The sequence below is a fragment of the Niastella vici genome (assembly GCF_002077945.1).
Taxonomy (GTDB): Bacteria; Bacteroidota; Bacteroidia; order Chitinophagales; family Chitinophagaceae; genus Niastella; species Niastella vici.
Genome location: NZ_LVYD01000002.1, coordinates 303,523 through 324,250, shown reverse-complemented (window position 1 = coordinate 324,250; position 20,728 = coordinate 303,523). Strand labels below are relative to the sequence as shown.

Below are 20,728 nucleotides of genomic sequence, written 5' to 3'. Positions count from 1 at the left end.
ATGGCTACTAATAATAAACGCAGTAATTTGATCCGTTCGGTTATTGCTATCGGCTCCTTCCTCCTTGTTTCCTCCTTTATTTTATTGAAAGCATCAAAACCAACCCTGTATATCATTGGCGATTCTACGGTAAAGAATGGCAGTGGAAAAGGGGAGAAAGACCTGTGGGGTTGGGGCAGCCTGATGGCCGACCGGTTCGATACCATTCGTATTGGCGTACAGAACCATGCCATTGGTGGCAGAAGCAGCCGTACCTTTATTACAGAAGGCCGTTGGGACCGCATTCTTGAACAATTGAAACCCGGTGACTTTGTGATCATGCAGTTTGGGCACAATGATGCCGGTCCGCTAGATGATACTGCCCGCGCCCGGGGTACTATAAGGGGAATAGGAGAGGATAGCAGCGCTATTTATAATCCTATTCGTAAAGTGAATGAAGTAGTGCATACCTACGGCTGGTATATGCGTAAATACATCAACGATACCAAAGCGAAAGGGGCTATTCCCATTGTGTGTTCGCCGGTACCGCGTGGCGATTTCAAGGATGGAAAAACGGTTCGGAGCAATGAAAGCTACGGTGGCTGGGCCGCAGCAGTGGCGAAAGCAGGCGATGCTTACTTTATTCCGCTGAATGACCTCATTGCCGATCAGTATGATGCGCTGGGCGCCGATTCGGTTAAGAAATTCTTTCCTGTTGACCATACCCATCCTAACAGGACCGGGTCAACCCTGAATGCTGATATGGTGGTAAAAGGAATTAAAGACCTGAAAAAATGCGAGCTTAAAAATTACCTGAAGTAATGAGTTTAATACAAATAATTAAAGGTGGGCCGCGCTTTAAAAGACGGCTCACCTTTGTGTCTCTGATAGTCTGCGGTATAATCAATAGCACCCATGCACAACCGGTAGCCTCGGGTTCACTGGCCGGCAAATGGCGGTTCCAGATCGACCGTACCGATGCGGGCGTCACAGAGCAGTGGTTCAATAAAGAACTGGACGATGCTATTCAATTGCCCGGCTCTATGCTCACCAATGGCAAAGGCGATGAGGTTACCCTGCAAACAAAATGGACCGGCAGTATTTATGACAGCAGTTGGTACTTCAATCCGCGGATGGAGAAATACCGCCAACCCGGTAACCTGAAATTCCCCTTCTGGTTAACGCCTGGTAAATATTATCTGGGCGCTGCCTGGTACCAGCGGAAGGTAATAATTCCAAAAAACTGGATAACAGAACATAAACGCATCGATCTGTTCCTCGAAAGATGCCATACCGAAACAACGGTTTGGGTCGATGGCAAAGAGTTGGGTATGCAGAACAGCCTGGTGGCGCCGCATGTATATGACCTCACGGCTGTTTTATCAACCTCCGGCGAACATGTGATCACCATTCGTGTCGATAACCGCATAAAAACGATCAATGTAGGGCCCGATTCACACAGTTTAACCGATCATACCCAGGGCAACTGGAATGGCATCATCGGGAAAATTGAGTTACAAACAAAACCACAAGCGTATATCGACAATGTGCAGGTATACCCCGATGTACCCAATAAACAGGCTATTGTTGCCGTGACACTAAAAGGCGAACAGGCTGGTAAGGCAACGGTAACACTGTCGGCTTCCGCTTTTAATACAAAACAGGGACACGCAGTGCCACCGGTTATCAATTCAGTTACGTTGAGCTCCGATTCGCTCATCACCCAACAATTTACACTACCCATGACCGGTAATGTACAATTGTGGGATGAGTTCAACCCGGCTTTATATAAACTCACGGTGAAACTGCAAACGCCTAACGGGCAAATACATCAGAAAGAAGTAGCGTTTGGCATGCGGTCGTTTAAAATTGTAGGAACCGGTTTCACCATCAATGACCGGCCGGTGTTTTTGCGCGGCACCGTTAATAATTGCGAGTTTCCGCTTACCGGTTTTCCACCGATGGATGAAGCCGGCTGGATAAAATTGTTCACTACGGCGAAAGCGCATGGCCTCAACCATATGCGTTTTCACAGTTGGTGTCCGCCCGAAGCGGCCTTTAAAGCCGCCGACAAAACCGGGTTCTATCTGCAACCCGAAGCACCGGGTTGGGTGAACCATGGCACCTCTTTAGGTGATGGCCGTCCGGTTGATCAATTTATGTACGACGAAACCAACCGCATGGCCAACTGGTATGGCAATTACGCTTCGTTTTGTATGGAGGCGGCTGGTGGCAATGAACCTGCAGGTAAAAATCAAACAAAATTCCTGGCTGCCATCATTCAATACTGGCAGGCCAAAGACAAACGCAGGGTTTATACAGGTGCATCGGTAGGCAACAGCTGGCCGTTGGTGTCTGAAAATGAATATATGGTAAAGGCCGGCGCAAGAGGTTTGAACTGGGTAAATGCGCGGCCGGAAAGCGATTCGGATTACCATAATGCCGTACAAAAATTCAATGTGCCCTATGTGACGCATGAAATGGGGCAATGGTGTGTATTCCCCGATTTCAATGAAATAGAACGATTCACCGGCGTATATAAAGAAAAGAATTTCGAATTGTTCCGCGAAATGTTGGCCGAACATGGGATGTCCGATCAGGCAAACCAGTTCCTGATGGCCAGTGGTAAACTGCAGGTATTGTGTTACAAGAATGAAATAGAAAAAGCCATGCGTACCAAAGGGCTGGCTGGTTTTCAATTGCTGGGCTTACAGGATTTTCCGGGGCAGGGAACGGCCCTGGTGGGTATGTTGAATGCTTTATGGCAGAACAAACCCTATGTAACGCCACAGGAAATAAAGCGGTTCTGCAATGCTGTGGTGCCATTGGCGCGGATGCCCAAATTCGTTTATACGAACAATGAAACGTTCACTGCCCAGATAGAGTTGTTCAATTATGGCAGCGGTGCTTTGAAGAATGCCCAGATAAACTGGGTATTGAAAGACAGCACCGGAAAAATGCTGCAGAGTAATTTCTTTAAACAAAAAGAGTATGAAATAGGGAACGGGATCCCGGTTGGTAAAATTGAATATCCCTTATCGGGCATAAAAACCCCCATGCGGTTGAACCTTGATATTTACGTAGCCGGTACTTCGTATGGGAACGATTGGGACATCTGGGTGTTTCCGGCCACTGTGCCTGAGGTTACTAAAAGCAATGAGGTATATTATTGCGATACGCTCGATGCGAAAGCCATTTCTTTATTGCAAAATGGCGGTACGGTATTCTTACAGGCTGCGGGAAAGATCGTAAAAGGAAAAGAAGTTGTAAATTACTTTACTCCCGTATTCTGGAATACCAGCTGGTTTAAAATGCGTCCGCCTCATACCCTGGGTTTTGTATGTGATCCCAACCATCCGGCCTTTGCCGAATTTCCTGCCACAGGATATAGTGACTTCCAATGGTGGGATGTAGTGAATAAAGCGCAGGTAATGCACCTCGAAGATTTCCCGAAAGGTTTCAAACCGGTATTGCAACCGATAGATACCTGGTTCATCAACCGCAAACTGGCCCTGCTGCTCGAAGCAAAAGTGGGTAAAGGCAAATTGCTGCTTTGTAGTGTTGATCTTAAAAACGATCTGGACAACCGGCCCGGCGCGCGGCAGTTGTTGTACAGTTTGCAAAAATATGTGCAGTCTGCGGCTTTCAAACCGGCTGCAACGGTTGATCTGGCGGCTGTACAGACCCTGTTCACCCAGCCTTCGCGCGACACCTGGGATGGACACACGAAAGACAGTCCGGATGAGTTGAAACCGAAATTGAATTAGGTGCTGAGCGCCACCGAAGTGCGAACCTGCCCAGGATTTCACCGCCCTGAGCGTCCTGAGCGAAGTCGAAGGATCGAAGGCACGCTTGCACCGGGCGAAGCCGAAGTGCTTAATGACTTTGAATAGTAACACACAATAATCAGGTAATTATGCTTTATAGAATGAAATTTTTATTAGCTGCTGTATTGTTAATGACCACTGCGGTGCAGGCGCAAAAAGCCCCTTCAAAAAAAGAGGTGTTGAATGCGATGCGTTTGACCAATGCTTACTTCATGCAAAAATGGCCCGATGCCGGTAAAAGCATTGTTACCAACAGGGAGCGGCCAAGTAACATCTGGACCCGCGCCGTATATTATGAAGGCCTGATGGCCCTGTACGCCGTTGATAAAAAGAAAGAATACCTTGATTATGCAATCGACTGGGGCACCAAACACAACTGGGGCCTGCGCGATGGTATTCAAACCCGCAATGCCGATAACCAGTGCTGCGGTCAAACCTATATTGACCTGTACCTGCTCGATAAAAAAGAAGAACGCATTAAAGATATAAAAGCGTCTGTCGACCTCATGAAGTCTACGCCAAAAATAGATGACTGGAGCTGGATAGATGCCCTGCAAATGGGCATGCCGGTATTTGTTCGGCTGGGAGTAGTATATAAAGATACCAGCTATTTTAACCGCATGTACGAGATGTATACTTTCACCAAAACCAAACATGGCGATAATGGCTTGTACAATCCTGCCGAAAAGATGTGGTGGCGCGACAAGGATTTCGACCCGCCGTATAAAGAACCCAATGGTAAAAATTGTTACTGGAGCCGCGGCAATGGCTGGGTGGTGGCCGCATTGGTACGCACCATGCAAATGCTGCCAAAAACCGATCCTCACTATAATGAGTACATGCAGGATTATAAAGACATGCTGAAGGCCCTGGTACCGCTGCAGCGCGCCGATGGTTTCTGGAATGTGAGCCTTGCCGATTCAACCGATTATGGCGGAAAGGAATTGAGCGGAACCGCTTTGTTCGTTTATGGCATGGCCTGGGGCATCAACAACAAGCTTATCAATAAAGCAACCTATAAACCCATTATGCTGAAAGCCTGGAATGCCATGGTGAAAGATTGTATTCACCCCAATGGCATGCTGGGTTATGTACAGGGAACCGGCAAGGAACCCAAAGACGGCCAGCCCGTGACCTGGGACCATATTCCCGATTTTGAAGATTATGGACTGGGCTGTTTTTTACTGGCCGGTAGTGAAATGTATAAATTGAAAAATTAATAATTGTGACTAGCATGATCAGGAGACCGTTGCTGTTGTTGACCGGGATAATGCTTACATTGATAGTTTCAGCACAACAAAATGCGGGCAATTATCAGTCGGGCTTTAAACAGGAGGGGAACCGCTTCTTCTTCACCAATACCAATTGCAAAACGATCATTGAGTTTTGCACGCCTTCGATGTTCAGGGTACGAACAAGCTGGTCGGGCGGTTTCGAAGCCAACGAACCCTGGATGGTGAAGCAATATAATTTTCAGCCGGTAGCCGTTACCACGCAAAAGACCGCCGGTTATTTTTCATTGACCACTTCGCAATTAAGCGTAAAGGTGCAGCAGGCGCCTTTCCGCATTGAAGTGTACAATGCAAAAGGAGAATTGTTAAGCGCTGATAACAGCCTGTATAAAAATGCAGACACTGTCGGGTGCGTAAAAAAGCTGGCCGCCGATGAACATTTCTTTGGTTTTGGCGAGCGCATGGATTTCCTCGACCGCCGCCAAAAGAAAGTAACGCTGAATGTTGGCCGGGGTAAAGGCCTGCCGCATGCGGTTGGCGCCTATAATGTACTGGAAGCAAGTTACTGCCCCATCCCGTTCTTTATGAGCACCAAAGGGTATGGCATCTTCTTTCATAATGCATTTCCCACTACCTGGGATATGGGCGAAAAAGACGCCACTGCTTACCGCTTTAGCGCCGAGGGTGGCGAGCTGGATTATTACTTCATGTACGGGCCCACATTTCCCGGTTTGTTGATGCAATACACTTCGCTAACCGGCCGCTCGCCGCTGTTGCCAAAATTTGCATTGGGGCTGCATGTGGGTACCTATTCGGGTGGCACCTGGGGTTATGAACAAAATACTTCCGATAAATACGTGATTGAGCTGGCCCGCAAGCTGCGCGAAATGGGTATTCCCGCCGATCTGTTGTGGCTCGATAGTACCTGGCGCATCTTTGGAAAAACGGGTGGCAAAGGCGCTACCTCCTTTGAATGGCGCGAAACCTTCAAAGATCCTGCCGCCATGTTCGATAGTTTGTATGCCATGCATTTCGGTATGGTGGGTTTGCATTTGCGCCCCCGTTTCGACAATGGCAACCGGCTGCTGTTATTAGATACTGCGCAAAAATTGAAATACACCTACCCCGAAGGCAATTATGCCGGCGAATTCGTGAACTTCTTCGACTCCAACGCCGTGAACTGGTGGTGGCAGCATGGGGTTATGCGGGTGGCCTCTGTGGGCGCCAGATTCCTGAAGACCGATGAAGGCAGCGCTTTTGGCGCCCTGGCCAACGAAAGCGATAAGGTTGGCCCGCAGGGTAAAGAGATCCCTGCGCTGCACAATGTATTTCCCGTTGCGTATGCAAAAGCGCCTTTTGAAAAGTTTCAGCAATACAATGGTATCCGTGGGTTGAACCATACGCGCGAAGGCTATGCCGGCATTCAGCGCTATCCGTTCATATTTGCGGGTGACTGGCCCAGTGAGTGGCAGTATTTTCAGCCGGTGATCACGGCCGGTTTAAATATCGGTCTATCAGGTGTGGGGTACTGGTCGCATTGTATGGGTGGGTTTGAACATGAGGCCGATCCTGAATTATACATCCGGTGGGTGCAGTTTGGCATGTTGAGCCCGGTGGCCATGGTGTTTGGTATGGACCATCCCGGTTATAAAGAGCCCTGGAACTATGGACCCGATGCCTTGCGTAATTTTAAAAAGTACGATTCGCTGCGATATTCTTTAATGCCCTACCTGTACAGCAGCGCTTATGAAAATTACCAAACGGGTATGCCGTTGATGCGTGCCCTGGTGCTGAATAACCAGCACGACGAAAATGTATATAATATCACCGACCAGTATATGCTGGGCGGCAACCTGCTGGTTTGCCCGGTTACCACCAAGGGCGCCCAAACAAGGACGCTTTATTTGCCAAAAGGCGACTGGTATAACTTTTGGACGGGAAAACCGATTGCCGGTGGCCGTTACTGGAATGTAGTAACCCCGCTGGATTCCTTACCATTGTTTGTAAAAGCCGGAAGTATTATTCCCTCGCAACCGGTTATGAACTATGTAGGGGAGAAGCTGGTGAAGGAAATGACGCTGGATGTATATCCCGGCGCTACAACCGAATTTGAGCTGTATGAAGATGATGGTAAAAACCTCGGTTACCAGCAGGGCGAATATGCCACTACAAAAATTTCGGGCAAACCCAACAATAACGGGTATATAATTGTCATGAATAAACCCGTTGGTAAATTTACTTCCCCCGCACATGGCTGGTTGGTAAAATTACATACTGACCGGGCGCCTGCCCATGTTACCGAAAACAACAAACCGGTACAAAAGGTGGACACCGGCAATGCGTTGGATAGTAAAACCGGCTGGTATTACGATGCGGTAAAGCAGGTGGTGTATATCAGGACGGTTGGTGATAATCAAAACGATATAACAATAACGGTAGACTAATTTTCAGTCAGGGCCAGGAACGACCTGTCGGGTGCACAACAACATTTAGCAAAGGCTGCGAGTGGCTGTGTACCAGACAGGTCTTGTTTTTGCAGTATAGTGAACAGGTTCGCGAAAGGAGGTGTAGCCCGGTTTTATTTTTGTATTAAAACAAAACGATATATGCGGTTTTGGATAGCCGTGATTTTGCATTTGAGTTGATCCGGATCAACAATCTGAAAATAAATAAGGCTGGCTGCAAGATTTTTAAATTTTTATTACAATATTTTTACATCCTAACGTTTACATACATACTGTAATTCTATTTTTACCCTGACTTAACACCTTATCCAGGCCCTATGAACACTAAAGCCCTCGTAAAACTGATTGCAATAGCCCTTGCGGTGTTGTTTGCAATAGCTGCTGTTGACAAACTGGAACATTATCCGAAATTCAGTTTGCAGCTGCAAAGCTTTCCTGTTGACCTGTCTGTACTGTCTTCTCATGCCTGGTTTATACCGGTTACAGAATTGATATTAGCCGTATTATTGTTGTTGCCTTTTACCCGCCTGAAAGGGTTATTTGCTTCGCTTTTTTTGCTTGGTTTGTACACGCTTTATTTAGTCTGCATGCTCGAGACCCGTTTTCACAGTATCTGTAATTGCGGGGAACCATTTCAGTCGTTATCGCTGAAGATGCACATTGCATTAACGCTGGCGGCTGTTTTTGTTACCGGGGTAGGGGTGGTATTGTCGGGGCAGTTGGTAGAAGAGCCGCTTCCAAAGTTGGGCGCTCCTCAAATCGTAAAACCTTATTACGAACATATTGATACCTCCCTGGTGAACTCCCGGAATTAATAGTAAACCGTTAAAACAAGAAGAGCGCCCTGGTTAAACCGGGACGCTCTTTTATTTTATCATTACCGTAGTGAAACTACCAGAACTTAACGTACAGGGCAGTCAGTAACATTAATGTAATTACGATCAATGCAATGGTGCGTGGTTCAAGTTTCAACATGCTTTTATCGTGTATGAATGCTTTCGGATTTACTTTGGGACCGGCAAGGCTGATACCAACCATGGCAGCTACTGTAATTACGAACGACCAACCCATGTTAATAAGGAAGGGAATTTCAGTAATGGTCAGTAACTGGCCTTTCTCCATTTTCTGATACGTGTAGGCTGTATACATCAGCGTGTCTTTACCGAAAAGGCCTACCGCATAGTTGTTGAAGAAGATGGCGAGTACAAAACCCAGCACCACACCTACAATGGCAGCGGTACCGGTTGTACGTTTCCAGAACATACCCAGCAGGAACATCGCAAATACACCCGGGCTAATGAAACCGGTATATTTCTGAATGAAGGTAAAACCACCTTCACCGCCAATACCCAGCAGGTCGTTCCAGGTAAAGAGGATGGCCAGAATGATGGCGGCTAATACTGTATAGCGGCCAAAGATCACCAGTTTCTTTTCATCAGCTTCTTTACCGAAATACTTTTTATAAATATCCAGTGTGAAGATGGTAGAGATACTGTTCAGTTTACCAGCCAGGGAGGCAACGATGGCGGCTGTTAACGCAGCGATTGACAGGCCTTTCAAACCGGTTGGCAAAAAGCCAAGTACCGCAGAATAAGCGCCGTCTTTTACGCCATTGAAATTAGGCAGGGCATTGTGTTTGTGCAATACATAAGCGGCGATACCAGGCAGCATTACGATCACCGGCATCATTAATTTCAGCATACCGGCGAAAATGAGACCTGTACGGGCTGTTTTCAGATCGGCGCCCAATGCACGTTGCGTGATGTACTGGTTGCAACCCCAGTAGTTGAGGTTCACGATCCACTGGCCGGCGAAATACATGGCGATACCAGGTAACACCACATACTTTTGAATATCGAGGTTATGCGCATCATTTATGGTCGATGTGGTGGAGGCCGGTTTGGGCAATATCATTTTGAAATGCTCCGGCGAATCATTCATCAGCGCTTTGAAACCAGCGAGGGCGCTTTTGCCCAGGCCGAAGTTTTCAGCTACCACGGTTAATGCGAGGTAAGTAGTGGCCAAACCTCCAATGATCAGTACGGCAACCTGAATTACGTCGGTATACCCGATCACTTTCATACCCCCCAGGGTGATCACCAGCGCAAAAACCGCCAGTCCGATCATAATAAGGTGTAAAATATTTTGGAATTCCGGGGTACCTGCCGTCGCATCGCCCACCAAACCGGTGATGGCGGTAGCGCCGAGGTAAAGGATGGAAGTAAGGTTAACGAGAATGTAGAGGAATAACCAGAAAATGGCCATGATCAATGCCACAGTATCGTTGTAACGTGTTTTCAGGAACTGTGGCATGGTGTAAATGTGGTTCTTCAAATACACCGGCATAAACCAGATGGCAATGATGATGAGGGCAATGGCAGCGATCCATTCGTAAGCTGCTACGGCAGTTCCTACAAAGAACCCCTCTCCACTCATCCCAATGAACTGTTCGGCAGAAATGTTGGAAGCGATCAGCGATGCGCCAATAGCCCACCATGTCAACGAACCTTCGGCCAGGAAGAATGCCTTGGAATCATGTTCCTGGGTCTTTCTTTTTCTGTAAACATAATAGCCGTAACTGGCCACCATTATGAAATAAAGAACAAAAATCACATAGTCAATGGAAGAAAGCGTGTTCATAGTGGGCTGCAAAAGTTTTAAAAATATGAATGTTGGTTGTTTAGACGGCTTTTTTAGCTGGTATTTGCGAAAACTTCACCATTTTGGTGAAGTTTTCGCAATTGAGGCTGCAATATGATGAATATTTTTTAAATAGAATGGCGATAATACAGATCATTCCATCTTAATTGATTCTTAAGATCGTACAGATTGCTGTTTTTGCCGATCAATACGTACTCTACGTTGGCCATTTCAGCAAAATCTTCCATATGTTCGGCTGTCAGGTTCTGGCTATAACCTGTATGGTGGGCGCCGCCAGCCAGGATCCAGGCTGCGCAACCTGTTTTCATATCAGGGTAGGGTTTCCACAGCACACGGGCTACCGGTAATTTCGGCAGGCTCTCGATAGGATCAACCGCTACCACTTCATTTACGATCAACCTGAAACGGTTACCCATATCAACGATAGAAGCGTTCAATGCGGGGCCCGAAGCCGAGTTGAATACCAGGCGAACGGGGTCCGATTTTCCGCCTATTCCCAAAGCATGGATCTCCACGCTGGGTTTGTCGTTGGCGATTGACGGGCAGATCTCGAGCATATGTGAACCCAGTACCAGCTGGTTGTTGGGGTCAAAATGATAAGTATAGTCTTCCATGAAAGAGTTACCGCCTTTTAAACCGGTGGCCATTACTTTCATGGCGCGCACCAGGGCTGCTGTTTTCCAGTCGCCTTCACCGCCAAAACCGTATCCTTCCGCCATCAGGCGTTGCGAAGCGATACCGGGTAATTGCACCATACCGTGCAGGTCTTCAAACGTGTCGGTGAAACCTTTGAAATTACCAGCTTTCAAAAAGTTGCGCATCCCGTTCTCGATCTTAGCTGCTTCACGCAACTCAGCATGGCGGGCGCCACCTTTACGCAGCGGAGCCTGTACGGTATATACTTCTTCGTATTCAGCTACGGTTTGGGTAATGGCGCTGTCGGGTACATCATTGATGATTTTTACCAGGTCGCCGATGCCATAACCATTTACAGAATAACCAAATTTCAGTTCAGCTTCCACTTTATCGCCTTCTGTAACCGCTACCTGCCGCATGTTATCACCAAAACGGCAGAAGCGGGCGTTTTGCCAGTCGTTCCAGCCGGCAGCTGCGCGCATCCAAACCTCAACGCTTTTTACCACGGTAGCTTCCTGCCAGTGGCCAACCACTACTTTTCTGTTCAAGCGCATCCGGCTTACCATGAAACCAAATTCGCGGTCGCCATGGGCGCTTTGGTTCAGGTTCATGAAGTCCATATCGATGCTGCTCCAGGGAATATCGCGGTTGAACTGGGTATGCAGGTGTAACAAAGGTTTTTGCAATATTTTCAACCCGCCGATCCACATTTTGGCAGGGGAGAAGGTGTGCATCCAGGCGATGATACCAATACAGGTAGGGGTTGTATTGGCTTCAACGCAGGTATGATAAATTTCTTCCGGTGTTTTTACTACTGGTTTAAAAACTACCCGTACAGGAATGGCAGGATCTTTATCAAGCGATCGTGCGATCTGTGTTGAATGATCGGCCACCTGTTTCAGGGTTTCTTCGCCATACAGGTGCTGACTTCCTGTTACAAACCAGACTTCGAGTTTTTTCAAATCTTCCATAAAGGGATTATTTACGTCAATCGTCAATGGCAATCAAGAGTGTTTTATAGAGCGTGTTGAGATCACCTGTGACGGGGACTTTTATTTAAATGGTTGTTTTTGCTTTGTATATCAGTTTTCGTGAAAGGTCCGCCGCGGCGGAAAAAACGATCAGCCGGCAATCGGCAATTCTCGACTATCTACTGTCCGTAGTAGGCATCCTTACCATGCTTGCGCTGCCAGTGCTTGTTGATCAGTGATTCCTGCAGTCTGGGTGCTTTCGCATTGATCTGTTCGGTGAGGTAAGCCATCCGGGCCACTTCTTCGAGCACTGCTGCGTTATATACTGCTTTGTCGCCATTCTTTCCCCAGGCAAAGGGGGCATGGTTACCTACCAGTATCATTTCCACCTCTTCGTACGAGAGTTTCCTTTCATTAAAGCAATTGATGATCTGGTAACCGGTCTCGTATTCATAATTCCCCCTGATCATTTCGTCACTCATTGGCGGCGCGCAGGGAATATCTACGGTATTATGATCGGCGTGGGTGGTGCCGAAGATGGGAATATCGCGCTGCGCTTGTGCCCAGGCGGTGGCATAGGTGCTGTGCGTATGTACAATAGCCCCTATTTTTTCCCATTCCTTATATAATACAGCGTGTGTTTTGGTATCGCTCGAAGGGCGCAGGTCGCCGCTGATGATTGTGCCATCGAAATCAACGATCACCATTTTTTCAGGTGTGAGGTCCTTGTAGGGAACGCCGCTGGGTTTAATAGCAAAAACGCCCTTACTTCTGTCGGCTACACTTACATTACCAAAAGTGAATAAAACCAGGTTCAATTCAGGAAGTTGCATGTTGGCTTTGTAACATGCCTGTTGAATATCTTGATACTTGCTCATGATAGTAATTAGTTTGCCAGTTGCCGGTTACCAGTTCCCGGGAATTGGTAACCAGGTAACTGGTAACTGTCTATTAGTTTGAGAATGCTTTTTCTTTTTCTTTATGCTTGATTGAATTCTCAATAAATCCACCAAGGTTGTGGTATTTCTTATAGCGTTGTTGGTACAGCGCTACTTTTGTTTTGTCGGGATAGTAAGTGGCGTCAAAACCCTGACCCATGGCATTCATGGCATCTTCCACTTTTTCATAAATACCCGCGGCGGTGGCGGCAAACATGGCGGCGCCAAGGGCGCAGGTTTGTTCTGATTTATGAATGCGGATGGGCATATTCATAACATCGGCCATCATTTGCATAATGAACGGTGATTTTTTGGCAACGCCACCCAGTCCGATCAGGCCTTTTACGGGAACGCCTTCGTTGTTGAAGCGGTCAACAATGGCTTTGGCGCCAAAGCAGGTAGCTTCTACAATAGCGCGGAACATGCGCGGTGCATCGCTGCCGAGGTTCAGCCCGGTCAACGCTCCTTTGAGTTCCTGGCTGGCATCGGGTGTGCGGCGGCCATTGAACCAGTCAACTGCCAGTTCGCTGTTCTCATCGATCTGTATCAATGCTGCCTGTTTGCTGAGTTCGGGGATCAGTTTATCTGCTGTTTCTTCAATGAGGGCTTTAGCTGTTTCGCTATTTACGAGTGTAGTTTGGGCCAGTACCTGTTGCATGGGCCAGGTCAATACTTTTTTGAACCAGGCATAGGCGTCGCCAAATGCACTTTGACCGGCCTCCAGTCCCATCATACCTGGGATCACCGAGCCGGGAACCTGTCCGCAAATACCTTTCACCAGTTTACCATCTACTTCATTCAGGGGAGCTACCAGCATGTCGCAGGTAGAGGTACCCATTACTTTACTTAAGTGGTAGGGTTCTATTTGTCCGCCCACGGCGCCCATATGCGCGTCAAAAGCGCCCACACCGATAACCACGTCGGTTGAAAGGCCCAGTTTGGCAGCCCATGCTGCACCAAGTGTACCGGCTGCTTTATCGGCTGTATATGTATTGGTGAATAATTTTTTTGTAAAGCCTTTTAACAGGGGATCGAGTTCAGTGAAGAAGGAATCGGGCGGTAAGCCGCCGAATTCTGCAGCCCACAGCGCTTTGTGACCGGCCGAGCAAACGCCCCGTTTCATCTCGGCAGCTTTGTTACCACCGGTTAAAACAAAGGGTATCCAGTCGCAATGTTCAACCCAGGAATAGCAGGCTTCGCGCACAGCCGCGTCTTCACGCAGTACGTGCAGCAATTTTGCCCAGAACCATTCAGAAGAGTAAATACCGCCTACGTATTGCAGGTAGTTGGTGTCGTACTTTTCTGCGTGTGTATTGATCTCGGCTGCTTCCGGAACAGAAGTGTGGTCTTTCCACAGCACAAACATGGCGTTGGGATTTTTTTCGAATTTCGGCAACAGGGCGAGCGGGGTGCCTGTTTCGTCTACTGCAACGGGAGTAGAACCTGTTGTATCAACTGAAATTGCCCTGATGTTGGCTGCAATGGCTGGGCCTGCCTGTTGTAAGCACCGAACTATGGTTTGTTCCAGGCCTTCCAGGTAATCAAGCGGATGTTGCCTGAACCGGTTGGTCCCAGGGTCACAATACAAACCTTCTTTCCAGCGGGGATAATAAAAGACTGCGGAGGCAACTTCCTGCCCATTGGCAGCGTTGGCGATGATTGACCTAACGGAATCTGTACCGTAGTCAACACCTATTACATAATTTTCTTTTTTCATATCGGCAACTAAAACACGTGTTTTTATTGGTAACCCGATTAGGACAAAGAGCGGGGTTTCGTCATTCAATGATCCGACGTGGACCGCCCTGGGGTCCTATTTCGTGTCAAAGTAACACTTAAAGTGTGAATCCACAAAAATTACATCTACCAACGGTAGGGAAATATCGGGGTAAACCTGTAGGAAGCGGTAAAAAAACTAATGATTGAGCGATTGCCGGGAGGTATCATGTGGCCAAAAGGCGTCTGGGGGGCAAAGATATGGCTAAATCAGGAGTTCCTAAGTTATTGAGTTTGTTAGTTTTTGAGTTAAAATTGAGTGGGCTGCCTGAAAACGGTCTGGCAATTGGCGAATGAAACGGTCCCCTCCCGGCCAGGTTGAACGGCCAGTGGCTTATCTTGTCATGAGGCTGGTTTCGCGAACACGTTCTCCCCAGCTTTTGAGCCGGCAACCGATGGCCAGGGTGTAGTAAGGCGCCCGCTTAAACCCGCCACACCGAACCTGAACTCCTTGTAACCGGGTAACCGGCAACTAAATAACTTTTAATCTCAAAACTAACAAACTCAGCTCGCCCTCATCTCCAAAAACCAGCCACTCGCCGTCCAAAACCGGCCGGATGTCATTCGCAACTACCAGTTACTCGTAAAAAAATTACATTCGTACTTTCATTTAATGCATGTCGTCAAGAAAACTGGTAAATATACTCCTGCATATTTTGTGCACTGCTTTGATCATAGTAGTGCCAATTTTTATAATGCCCATGAAGGATTCGGCCAATCCCAATTATCTGCAATGGCATACCATCGTTTTTACAGCCCTGCAAACTGCCGGTTTCTTTTTTAATGCATATGTGTTGTATCCACGTTTATTGTTAAAAAAGCGCATCGCTACCTACATTTTAACAGTATTGGGCATCAGCATTTTGTTTTCCCTGGTGCCCGGTTGTATTATGGTGGTTTCGGGCGAAATGCCGGCCTATGCCATCTATGCCGGTATTGTGGTGAAGATCTTTATCGGACTGTTTGTAATGGGTACCGCCACCAGTTACCGGTTTATTATGGATGTCATTAAAAACGAGCGATTGCAACAGGAAACGCTCACGATGGAGCTGTCGTTTTTGCGCTCACAGGTAAGTCCGCATTTTATGTTCAACGCCCTCAACAGCATGGTATCACTTGCGCGAAAAAGATCCGACCAGTTAGAGCCTGCCCTGCTAAAGATGAGCAACCTGATGCATTATATGCTGTACGATTCTGACGAAGAAAAAGTGAGCCTGCATAAGGAGGTGGAATATATTCGCAGCTATATCGATCTGCAAACCATGCGGTTTGGCGATTCGGTAAAGATCCTGTTCATGGTACAGCCGGGAAACTATTCCCATATCATTGAGCCCATGCTGCTGATACCGCTGATTGAAAATGCGTTTAAGCATGGGGTGAATGTGGCCGAAGAACCGGAGATCAACATCAAATTGGCTGCAACAGAAAAAGAAGTATCGTTAACGGTTTCCAATAAAACCATTGCTTATACGGCGCAGGTGGCCGACAAAACAAAAGGCATTGGGTTAACCAACCTCGAACGGCGGTTAAAGATCCTGTACCCGGACAAACACCAGTTGTTCGCACAAAAGAGCGGACAATGGTTTCACGCCTCCCTTAAAATTGTAACGCATGATTAAGTGTCTGGCTGTTGATGATGAAGTACTATCGCTCGATCTGCTGGAAGATAATATCAAACGCATTCCCTTCCTGCACCTGGTACAGCGTTGCAGGAACGCTTACGAGGCCATGGATGTGTTGCGGCGCGAACCGGTTGACCTTATTTTTCTCGATATCCAGATGCCAGGTGTTACCGGGACCCAATTTTTGCAGTCACTTCCTTATAAACCGGTAGTGATCTTTATTACGGCATTTAAAAAATATGCCCTCGAAGGGTTTGAGTTGGATGTGGTCGATTACCTGGTGAAGCCGGTCAACTTTGAGCGGTTTTTACGGGCGGTGAATAAGGCCGCTGATTTCTGTGCCCTGAAAAAACAGGGCGCACCAACTGCGGCCGTAGCACAAAGCAACAATGATTACTTTTTTGTAAATGTTGAATACAGCCTGGTAAAGATCGCGGTACAGGAGATCACCCATATTGAATCGCTGCGTGATTATATCAAGATCTATTTGCTGCAGACCGACAAACCGGTGATGACCAAATTACCCATGAAATCCCTGGCCGATAAGCTGCCGCCCGCCCGTTTTGTAAGGATCCACAAATCTTTTATGGTGGCCATCGACAAAATATCTTCCATTCGCAAGAACCGGGTGTATATTGGTAATCATATTATACCTATCAGTGATTTTTACAAGGAAGAATTATTGAAAGCTATTGGCCCAAAATTGTAAAATAGCCAGGCCAACTCATCTACACATTTAACCATCATGTCGAAATAATACCCGCGCTGGCCTACTTCGTTTTTTCAGGTATACCGCATCAACCAATTTTGGGGCATAAAGTAACCACCTACTTATGCTATTGAAAATGTCTTCCCTGTTTCGTAAACTATTCCTGACCGCCTGGCTGGTTGCAGGCGCTTTTGCCACCCATCATTTGCAGGCGCAACAAATAACACAAACGGTGAAAGGCACTGTAATTGACAAAGCTTCGGAAAAACCCCTCGCCGGTGTCAGTGTAACGGTGACCGGCCTGTCAATCGGCGTTACCACCGATTCAACAGGCAGCTATAAACTGGTAAATGTACCGGTTGGCCGCCAGCGTATTTCGTTTACCTCCATTGGTTATAAACCGGTTTCCATACCAGAAGTGCTGGTGACCATTGGTAAGCAGGTTATTCTTGATGTGTCGTTGGAAGAATCGATCCACTCATTGAAAGAAGTGAGTGTGACGGCGCCGCGGGCCCGAAAAGGCATGGCACTGAATGAATTTGCCGGCAGCAGCGCCCGCTCGTTCAGTATGGATGAAGTAACGCGGTATGCCGGTGGCCGTAACGACCCGGCCCGGCTGGCCAGTAATTTTGCCGGGGTATCATCTACCAACGATTCCCGCAACGATATTGTGGTGCGTGGTAATTCCCCAACCGCCGTGTTGTGGCGTATGGAAGGTATTCCCATTCCCAACCCCAATCACTTTACTACATTGGGTACTACGGGTGGCCCCGTAAGCGCGCTCAATACAAATGCGTTAAAGAACTCTGATTTTTATACCGGTGCTTTTCCGGCCGAATATGGCAATGCCAGCGGCGCGGTATTCGATCTGTCGTTACGGGCGGGTAATAAAGATAAAGTGGAAAAAACGCTGCAGCTGAACCTGTTCAGTGGGCTCGAAGCCATGATTGAAGGCCCCCTGAGCAAAAAGAAAAATGGTTCTTCTTTCCTTATTGGCTATCGTTATTCCTTTGCGCAACTGGCACAGGGCATTGGGCTGAAATTTGGTACCGAAGCCGTTCCCAAATACCAGGACCTTGTTTTCAATCTCAATTTCGCCAATTCAAAACTGGGTAAGTTTGGCATTTTTGGAATGGGCGGAACCAGTAATATTGATTTTATTGGCGCCGATCTCGATTCTGCCGATCTGTTTGCCAATAAAGATGAAGATACCTATTTCAAGTCCCGTATAGGCATTGTAGGTATAAAACATACCATAGATGTGGGCCGCAACACATATATCCGTTCTGTAGTATCTTATTCGTATACCAGCAATAAAGGCGATATCTACAAATATTATGATTCATTGCCCGGGCGGCAATACATCACCAGGCAGGAAACGGAAAATACCGGCTTGCGTTTTTCTACCTACCTCAATTCAAAAATAAATACCCGGTTTGCTATAAGGGGTGGGTTTTTGGCTGAGCAAAATGGGCTCGATACGTATCTCGAAACCCGCGAGAGCCGGCCGGGGTGGGAAACCATTCGCGATTATAATGGCAGTTCCTGGCTGCTGCAACCTTACGTGCAGGGCAAATACCGCTTTACAGAAAAGCTGTCGCTAAATGCCGGGGTGCACGGCATGTATTATAACTTTAACCAAAAGGCAGCTGTTGAGCCAAGAGCCTCGATAAGCTACGCAATGGATAATACAAAAACCCTCACCATTAGTTATGGTTTGCATAGCCAGCTGCAGCCGGCGCCGGTATACCTGTACCAGCAAAAACTGGCCAATGGCGCCTACGATCAAAGCAACCGCGACCTGGGTTTCACCAAAGCCCATCATTATATTCTTGGGTACGACTGGGCCTTTGCCAAAGACTGGCGCCTGAAAGCAGAAGCATATTACCAGTATATTTTTGATGCACCAGTTGAAAGAACGGCCAGCGGGTTTTCGATCCTGAACAGTGGGGCCGATTATACTTTCCCTGAAAAAGCAGCACTGGTAAATAAGGGAACCGGTACAAACACCGGGTTTGAGCTCACCGTTGAAAAATTTTTCAGCAGGGGGTATTACCTGCTTACCACGGCTTCTTTGTTTGATTCAAAATACAAAGGCAGCGATGGCATTGAACGCAATTCAACCTTCAATAACCACAGTGTATTGAATGTGCTGGCAGGTAAAGAATGGAAGCTGGGCAGCAGCGGCCGCAATGTGTTTACAGTAGATGTTAAGATGGCTTATTCAGGCGGCCGGTATTATACCCCGGTCGACCTCCGGGCTTCCGAGATCGCCGGTTCTGAAAAGTTGGATGAAAGCCGCTACAATGCAGAGCAGTTCCCTTCCTATTTCCGTCTCGATACACGTTTTGGTTTCCGGTTGAACGGCAGCAGGCGGCGTTTGTCACAAACCCTGTATCTCGATCTGCAGAATGTGACCAACCGCGATAATGTATTTGTACGGCGGTACAACCAGGTGCAAAAACAGGTGGGAACCGTATATCAGATCGGGTTCTTCCCCGATATTATGTATAAGATCCAGTGGTGAGCAGGGGAATGGAGTGGATCATAAAAACAAACGAGCCGCATGTAATGGATGCGGCTCGTTCTATTGATATAAATTTCTTTATTTCCTTCCAGCCTTATGACCTTTCATCGCATAATACAAAATGTACAAATAACAGGGCAGCATGCAAATAAAGAAGGCCTGGTGGTTAGCAATTTTATCTTTAAGCATGCCATATAGTAACGGCACAATGGCGCCGCCGGCAATACCCATTACCAGCAAGGCCGAACCGGTTTTAGTGAATTTACCCAGCTTGTCAATAGCCAGGGGCCAAATAGCGGGCCACATAAGCGCATTGGCCAGTCCTAATAACGCAATAAAGGTGATCGCTGTATAGCCGTGCGTAACAAAAGCAGCAAAGGAAAATAAGATACCCAGTATGGCCGATGATCTCAGCGCTGTTTGTTGTGAAATGAATTTCGGAATGGTGAATATACCCACCACATAACCCATGAGCATGGCTATAAGCGTAAATGTGGTAAAGTACTTGGTTTCATCCAGCGGCATGCCCATGCTTTTGCCATAAACGCCAATTGCGTCACCCGCCATCACTTCAACCCCAACATATAAAAAAATGCACAGGGCGCCCAGCAGCAGGTGCGGAAATTGCCAGATGCTTGTTTTGCTGACAAGCGTATTTTGCGCCGCGCCTGGTTCTTCTTTTTCGAGCTCCGGCTCGGGCAGGGGCGACTTCAGTAACATAAAGGCGAGGATGGCCAGCACTATTGCCAGAATAATATAGGGCGTTACCACCCGGCCCGATAAGGCATTCAATAATTCTTCCTTCGCCGTCGTATCGGTAGTGGCTTCAATCTTTTTTTCAATAGCTGACGCATTGCTTAATAAAACGGCACTTAAGATCAACGGACTGGTAATACCGGCTATTTTATTACAAATGCCCATGATGCTGATACGCTGGGCCGCACTTTCAATGGGGCCTATAATGCTGATATAGGGGTTCGAAGCTGTTTGCAGTAAGGCCAGCCCCATACCCTGAATAAATAAACCGGTAAGGAACAGTCCGAAGCTTCTTTCTTTGGCCGCAGGAATAAAGATGATGGAACCAATGGCCATTACCAGTAAGCCCAATGCCATTCCCTTTTTAAAACCGGTGCGCTTTAAAATAAGGGAAGAGGGTATGGCCAGAAAGAAATAGGCCATATAAAAAGCAAAGGTCACAAAAAATGCCTGCACATCGGTTTTCAGCTGGCATACCAGTTTTAAAAATTGTATCAGGCTGCCATTTAACCAGGTAACAAACCCGAAAATGAAGAACAAAAAGCCAATAATGAAAATGGCCGTTGTGTTGTTGCGTTGTTTTGGTACAGCACCATCCAGAATGTCCAGCGTTTTAGCAGTAGTCATGT

The 20,728-nt window shown here is 47.3% G+C and carries 13 protein-coding genes; 8 read left to right on the top strand and 5 right to left on the bottom strand.

Annotated features, from left to right (window positions below):
• The 5 genes from A3860_RS04685 (at position 1) to A3860_RS04665 (ending at position 8,318) form a co-directional block, all read left to right on the top strand.
• A complete protein-coding gene (locus tag A3860_RS04685; protein ID WP_081145392.1) occupies positions 1-801 on the top strand; it encodes a rhamnogalacturonan acetylesterase in 801 nt (266 codons plus the stop codon).
• Complete coding sequence (locus A3860_RS04680; RefSeq protein ID WP_081145391.1) at positions 801-3,746, top strand: exo-beta-1,4-galactosidase; 2,946 nt, start codon at positions 801-803, stop codon at positions 3,744-3,746. Before A3860_RS04685 ends, A3860_RS04680 begins: the two co-directional genes overlap by 1 nt.
• A 161-nt stretch (positions 3,747-3,907) precedes the next feature.
• A complete protein-coding gene (locus A3860_RS04675) occupies positions 3,908-5,026 on the top strand; it encodes a glycoside hydrolase family 88/105 protein (protein WP_143773940.1) in 1,119 nt (372 codons plus the stop codon).
• Positions 5,027-5,040: 14 nt separating this feature from the next.
• Positions 5,041-7,482 carry a glycoside hydrolase family 31 protein gene (locus A3860_RS04670; RefSeq protein ID WP_081145389.1) on the top strand — a complete coding sequence of 814 codons (2,442 nt, stop codon included), beginning with the start codon at positions 5,041-5,043 and terminating at the stop codon, positions 7,480-7,482.
• A 338-nt stretch (positions 7,483-7,820) separates the two neighbouring features.
• Positions 7,821-8,318 carry a MauE/DoxX family redox-associated membrane protein gene (locus A3860_RS04665; protein ID WP_081145388.1) on the top strand — a complete coding sequence of 166 codons (498 nt, stop codon included), beginning with the start codon at positions 7,821-7,823 and terminating at the stop codon, positions 8,316-8,318.
• 76 nt (positions 8,319-8,394) lie between these two features.
• On the opposite strand, the gene A3860_RS04660 is transcribed toward A3860_RS04665, so the two are convergent.
• The 4 genes from A3860_RS04660 to A3860_RS04645 form a co-directional block, all read right to left on the bottom strand.
• Positions 8,395-10,143: a sodium:solute symporter family transporter gene (locus tag A3860_RS04660; protein WP_081145387.1), complete on the bottom strand. Its 1,749-nt coding sequence runs from the start codon at positions 10,141-10,143 to the stop codon at positions 8,395-8,397.
• Positions 10,144-10,271: 128 nt separating this feature from the next.
• Positions 10,272-11,771 (bottom strand): L-arabinose isomerase, encoded by a 1,500-nt coding sequence (gene araA / locus A3860_RS04655; RefSeq protein WP_081145386.1) that lies wholly within the window; start codon positions 11,769-11,771, stop codon positions 10,272-10,274.
• A gap of 179 nt (positions 11,772-11,950) precedes the next feature.
• A complete protein-coding gene (locus A3860_RS04650) occupies positions 11,951-12,649 on the bottom strand; it encodes an L-ribulose-5-phosphate 4-epimerase (protein WP_081145385.1) in 699 nt (232 codons plus the stop codon).
• 73 nt (positions 12,650-12,722) lie between these two features.
• A complete protein-coding gene (locus A3860_RS04645; protein WP_081145384.1) occupies positions 12,723-14,426 on the bottom strand; it encodes a ribulokinase in 1,704 nt (567 codons plus the stop codon).
• Between the two features lie 676 nt (positions 14,427-15,102).
• Here A3860_RS04645 and A3860_RS04640 point away from each other — a divergent pair.
• From A3860_RS04640 to A3860_RS04630, 3 genes are all read left to right on the top strand, one after another.
• Positions 15,103-16,104, top strand: coding sequence for a sensor histidine kinase (locus A3860_RS04640; RefSeq protein ID WP_081145383.1), 1,002 nt, complete (start codon positions 15,103-15,105; stop codon positions 16,102-16,104).
• Complete coding sequence (locus tag A3860_RS04635; protein ID WP_081145382.1) at positions 16,097-16,816, top strand: LytR/AlgR family response regulator transcription factor; 720 nt, start codon at positions 16,097-16,099, stop codon at positions 16,814-16,816. Before A3860_RS04640 ends, A3860_RS04635 begins: the two co-directional genes overlap by 8 nt.
• 124 nt (positions 16,817-16,940) lie before the next feature.
• A complete protein-coding gene (locus A3860_RS04630; RefSeq protein ID WP_216823376.1) occupies positions 16,941-19,343 on the top strand; it encodes a TonB-dependent receptor in 2,403 nt (800 codons plus the stop codon).
• Positions 19,344-19,421: 78 nt separating this feature from the next.
• Here A3860_RS04630 and A3860_RS04625 read toward each other — a convergent pair whose 3' ends face one another.
• Entirely contained in the window at positions 19,422-20,726 is a 1,305-nt protein-coding gene (locus A3860_RS04625; RefSeq protein ID WP_081145381.1) for a sugar MFS transporter, read from the bottom strand.
• Between the last annotated feature and the right edge of the window lie 2 nt (positions 20,727-20,728).

Bases quoted from the DNA above. Each gene is read 5' to 3' on its own strand.
- A3860_RS04640 (WP_081145383.1), top strand. From the start codon at position 15,103: ATGTCGTCAAGAAAACTGGTAAATATACTCCTGCATATTTTGTGCACT.
- araA (WP_081145386.1), bottom strand. From the start codon at position 11,771: ATGGAAGATTTGAAAAAACTCGAAGTCTGGTTTGTAACAGGAAGTCAG.
- A3860_RS04630 (WP_216823376.1), top strand. From the start codon at position 16,941: ATGCTATTGAAAATGTCTTCCCTGTTTCGTAAACTATTCCTGACCGCC.
- A3860_RS04650 (WP_081145385.1), bottom strand. From the start codon at position 12,649: ATGAGCAAGTATCAAGATATTCAACAGGCATGTTACAAAGCCAACATG.
- A3860_RS04635 (WP_081145382.1), top strand. From the start codon at position 16,097: ATGATTAAGTGTCTGGCTGTTGATGATGAAGTACTATCGCTCGATCTG.
- A3860_RS04685 (WP_081145392.1), top strand. From the start codon at position 1: ATGGCTACTAATAATAAACGCAGTAATTTGATCCGTTCGGTTATTGCT.
- A3860_RS04680 (WP_081145391.1), top strand. From the start codon at position 801: ATGAGTTTAATACAAATAATTAAAGGTGGGCCGCGCTTTAAAAGACGG.
- A3860_RS04625 (WP_081145381.1), bottom strand. From the start codon at position 20,726: ATGACTACTGCTAAAACGCTGGACATTCTGGATGGTGCTGTACCAAAA.
- A3860_RS04675 (WP_143773940.1), top strand. From the start codon at position 3,908: ATGAAATTTTTATTAGCTGCTGTATTGTTAATGACCACTGCGGTGCAG.
- A3860_RS04665 (WP_081145388.1), top strand. From the start codon at position 7,821: ATGAACACTAAAGCCCTCGTAAAACTGATTGCAATAGCCCTTGCGGTG.
- A3860_RS04670 (WP_081145389.1), top strand. From the start codon at position 5,041: ATGATCAGGAGACCGTTGCTGTTGTTGACCGGGATAATGCTTACATTG.
- A3860_RS04645 (WP_081145384.1), bottom strand. From the start codon at position 14,426: ATGAAAAAAGAAAATTATGTAATAGGTGTTGACTACGGTACAGATTCC.
- A3860_RS04660 (WP_081145387.1), bottom strand. From the start codon at position 10,143: ATGAACACGCTTTCTTCCATTGACTATGTGATTTTTGTTCTTTATTTC.